This is a genomic window from Methylobacterium sp. WL6 (assembly GCF_008040095.1).
Taxonomy (GTDB): Bacteria; Pseudomonadota; Alphaproteobacteria; order Rhizobiales; family Beijerinckiaceae; genus Methylobacterium.
Genome location: NZ_VRVH01000356.1, coordinates 1 through 4191, shown reverse-complemented (window position 1 = coordinate 4191; position 4191 = coordinate 1). Strand labels below are relative to the sequence as shown.

Below are 4191 nucleotides of genomic sequence, written 5' to 3'. Positions count from 1 at the left end.
GGAGCGCGACCGCCTGGAGCTTGCCCATCTGCCCGACGAGGCCTGCGCCCGCTCGGGGCTGCGCCGCGAGGCCCCGCCGGAGGAGACCCTGCGCCACGACGGGCCCCTCCCCGACCTGATCGACGGCCTGCTGCGGCTGCCCGAGTTCGACGAGGCCCTGGACCGGGCCGCCGAGGACACGGCGCTGAAGGCCCGCGCGCAGGAGAGCGAGGCCGAGCGCTCGGCCCCTGCCCCGGCCGCAGGGCACGGCGCGCGGCTCTCCTCCGACACGGTCGCCTTCCGCGCCGAGCTGGCCCGGCGCAACATCGATGCCGTGCCGGTCTGCGAGCTCGCCGAGATCGTCGATCCGCATTGGGGGCTGGCGCTCGAGGGCCTGCTCGGCCGGGCGCGCGAAGCCCTCGTGGTCGCGCCCGACCGGCTCGAGGAGGCGCTCGGCGTGCTCCAGGGCAACCGCGACCGCTTCAGCCGCTGCATCCTGGTGAAGACGACCGACACCGCCGGCCAGCGGGCGCGCCGCTTCGACGACGGCCCGCTCTCGGTGATCGAGACCGACGACCCGCACGCCGCCGCCTTCCTCGGCGTGCGGCTCGGCGGCTACGATCTCGCCCGCGACGACGCCGAGCTGCGCCGGATGAGCCGCGCCGTGGCGCCGAGCGGGCGCACCACCGCCGGCATGGCCTACTCGGTGACCCGCTCGGTCGACCTGCTGATGACGCGCGGCCAGCGCGGCCCCACCGCCGAAGGCCGGCGCAACCACGAGGTCGCGGTGGCGGAGGCCAAGCGCCTGCGCGGCGAGGCCGTGGTCCTGCGCGAGGCCGCGCGGACGGCGGCGGCGATCCGCGCGCGCATCGCCCGCGGCGTCGAGGATTGCGACGCCCTGCGCGAGGAGATCGACGGGATCGAGGGCCGCAAGCGCACGCTCGCCACCGAGCGCGAGGCGATCGAGAAGCGCGACACCGCCGGCCTCGCCGAGGAGATCAAGGCGCTCACCGCCGAGCGCATCGCCTACCTGCGCGAGCTCTCCGAGGTGCTGGAACCGAAGCTCGACGGCCTGCTCGCCGAGGAGGCCGGGCTCAAGGCGCGGCTCGGGGCCGGGCGCGAGGCGGCGCGCGCCGCCTTCGCCGCCCGCCGCAGCGCCCTGCATAGGCTCGCCAGCGGGGATTGCCTGCGCATCCGCATGGTGCGCGGGCAGGTGTTCTCGGCCGCCCCCGTCCACGCGATCCGCGCGGAATTGGTTGGGCTGGAGGCGAAGGCGATCTCGGCTGCGGCATCGGCCGAGCGCAGCCTCGCGCAGGAGGCGGCCGAGAGCGCGCGCTCGCACGGCCGCGCGGCCGAGCGCGACCTCGCCGAGTATTGCGCCCAGTGGCGGATCGACAACCCGCTCGGCCGCGGCGACGGCAACCGCGGCGACCAGCCGGCGACCTTGGGCTATGCCTGGGTCCGGCGCGAGCACGACGAGGTCGAGGGGCACGAGCTGCGCCGCTACCGCGCCCAGGCCGAGCGGGCGACGGACGAGATGCGCCGCCTGATGACGGAGGACCTGCTGACGCGGCTCGCCGACAAGTTCGAGCGGGTGCGCGCGCGGCTCGACGCGCTCAACGAGCGGCTCTCGACTCAGCGCTTCACCGGCCAGACCTACGCCTTCGAGGCCGTGGTCGACCGCCGCTACGCCGCCGTCCACGCGCTGGCGACCGAGGTGGCGCGCTCGCCCGACGCGGCCCAGGCGCTGCTGCCGGACGACGGCGAGGGCCCGATGGCCGCTGCGCTTGCCGAGGTCACCGCCCTGATCTCCGGCGCCGAGGACGCGGCACGCCTGGCCGACTACCGCAACTACTTCGTCTACGAGATCGGGATGCGGGACGGGGCGGGAAACCGCACCACGATGTCGAGCCGGGCGCTGCGCGGATCCGGCGGCGAGGCGCAGGCGCCGTTCTACGTGGCGATCGCGGCCTCGCTCGCCAGCGCCTACTATCCGGGCGACCGGCCGGGCGACGAGAATCCGGGCTTCGGCCTGTGCCTGCTCGACGAGGCGTTCTCGAAGCTCGACGTGCGCAACAGCCAGGCGCTGGTCGATCTCTACGCGGCGTGGGGGCTGCAGCTGCTCATCGCCGCCCCGGAGGACAAGCGCACCACGCTGACCGAGGTGATGGACACCATCGTCACCGTCTACAAGAGCCCGGATCTCGCCTCGGTGCGGATTGAGTCCGAGCACCCGCTGGAGGCGGCCAAGCGTGCGCTGCACGCGATCAATCCGGAGCGATACGACGACGATCGCGATGCGGCCGAGTAGGCGGCGCGATCGCAATTAGGCACCGCCGGCGCGAGAGCGATCGGGAGAACGTCCGGCCAGCGGTGCCAGCCAGACGAGAGGGGGGAACTCATCGAGCCGATCACACCCTAGGGTTTGCTCGGCCGATCGCCATTCACATTTGTGAAAGTGCCGACGACAAAACTCCGGCGTGTCGGACTTATGCACCGTCGCGCATCGTGGGCGGACGGCGGTCGGCAGCGCGACCGCGCCGCCGCATCGGGCCGGGCGCGGTCGCGTCGCGGAAGCGCCGCCCGTCCGGGGGGCCGGCGCGACGTCTCAGTTCAGGTAGGTGCGGATCCAGTTCGGGGACAGGATCTCGCCCTCGTCCGTGATGATCCAGGGCTGCTTGGCCGGGTCGGTCAGCGCGCCGGCGGCGGCGGCGATCGCCTCGCGCAGGGTGCCGTAGCGCTTGGGCTGCGCCAGCGGCGAGCTTGCCGGCAGGGTGCGCCAGATCGTCAGATCGGCGGGTCGTTCGAGGGCCTCGGTTTCCATCTCACTCTTTTCCTTCCGAAACGGTATCGTCCGTTCAGGCGTCCACGGCCGGCACCAGGGCTGGCCGATCAGGAACGCAGCGTATTTGCCCAGACATCGAAGCATCTCTAAGGCAGCTTCACGATCATTGCGGCACCCTCGTCAGGAACCGGTCATGATTACGTCGCAAATCGCCCGCGTCGGATTGCCGACCACCGGCGGCAGATCGGGCGCGAACACCTCAGGACTTCGTTTCGTCTTGTCGAAACTGTGGTCTTGAGGAATGACCATTCCGTTAGCGTCTCCGCCGCAGCGCGACGGTGCGGCGCCGCACCTTGACCATTCCCGTGCGAGAACGTTGAAGCGGGCAGGCTGAATGCCACGTTAAGGGTCGACGGATCGCGGGTCGGCCGCGTCGTCGTGCCCGTCGGTCGGAGATCGCGTCATCGTGCCGGATCGTTTCGCGCGCCTCGTGCTGGCCGCCATCCTGGTGCTGCTGGCGCTGTTCGTCGCACAGCCCTACGTCACCGCGTTCCTATTCTCGCGGGAGGTCCCGCGCGCGGTGACCGCCCGCGGCGACCTCGCACCGGCGGAGGCGACCACCGTCGCCCTGTTCGAGCGGGCGAGCCCATCGGTGGTGCACGTCTTCGCGCAAGGGGCGGCGCGCGGCGCCGACCTGATGAGCCTCGACGACGAATCCGAGCAGGGCCAGGAGGGCGGCCGGTCGGGCAACACCCAGACCGGGACCGGCTTCGTCTGGGATGCCGGCGGCCACGTCGTCACCAACAACCACGTCGTCCAGGCGGCGATCCAGTCGGGCGGGTCGATCTCGGTGCGCCTGTCCTCGGGCGAGGTGGTCGCGGCGACCTTGGTCGGCGCCGCGCCGGCCTACGACCTCGCGGTGCTGCGGCTCGGCCGGGTGGCGAAGGCGCCGCCGCCGCTCGCCATCGGCACCTCAGCCGACCTGAAGGTCGGGCAGTCCACCTTCGCCATCGGCAACCCGTTCGGGCTCGACCACACCCTCACCACCGGCGTGATCAGCGCGCTCCAGCGGCGCCTGCCGACGAGCGAGGGCCGCGAATTGTCCGGCGTGATCCAGACCGATGCGGCGATCAACCCCGGCAATTCCGGCGGGCCGCTGCTCGATTCCGCCGGCCGGCTGATCGGCGTCAACACCGCGATCTTCTCGCCGTCCGGGGCGAGCGCCGGCATCGGCTTCGCGGTGCCGGTGGACGTGGTCAACCGCGTGGTGCCCGATCTCATCCGCAACGGCCGCGTGCGCAACCCCGGCATCGGCATCATCGCCGGTCAGGAGGCGACCGCCGCCCGGCTCGGCATCGACGGCGTCGTGGTGCTCCGCGTCCTGCGCGGATCGCCGGCCGCCGGCGCGGGCCTGCGCGGGGTCGACC

4 protein-coding genes are annotated in these 4191 nt (G+C 72.7%); 2 read left to right on the top strand and 2 right to left on the bottom strand.

Going from position 1 to position 4191, the window contains the following annotated elements; all coding sequences use genetic code 11:
• Positions 1-2290: SbcC/MukB-like Walker B domain-containing protein (locus FV230_RS25410; protein ID WP_281408327.1), on the top strand; the 2290-nt coding region annotated here is incomplete at its 5' end.
• A 297-nt stretch (positions 2291-2587) separates the two neighbouring features.
• On the opposite strand, the gene FV230_RS25405 is transcribed toward FV230_RS25410, so the two are convergent.
• Together FV230_RS25405 and FV230_RS31310 are read right to left on the bottom strand one after the other, a co-directional pair.
• The gene (locus FV230_RS25405) at positions 2588-2803 is read right to left on the bottom strand and encodes a hypothetical protein (RefSeq protein ID WP_147729791.1); all 216 of its coding nucleotides are present in this window, start codon (positions 2801-2803) and stop codon (positions 2588-2590) included.
• 141 nt (positions 2804-2944) lie between these two features.
• Positions 2945-3073, bottom strand: a complete 129-nt coding sequence (locus tag FV230_RS31310) for a hypothetical protein (protein ID WP_281408326.1) — start codon at positions 3071-3073, stop codon at positions 2945-2947.
• A 157-nt stretch (positions 3074-3230) separates the two neighbouring features.
• Between FV230_RS31310 and FV230_RS25400 the strand changes: the two genes are divergently transcribed.
• The coding region (locus FV230_RS25400) for a trypsin-like peptidase domain-containing protein (RefSeq protein ID WP_147844371.1) at positions 3231-4191 on the top strand (961 nt) is incomplete at its 3' end.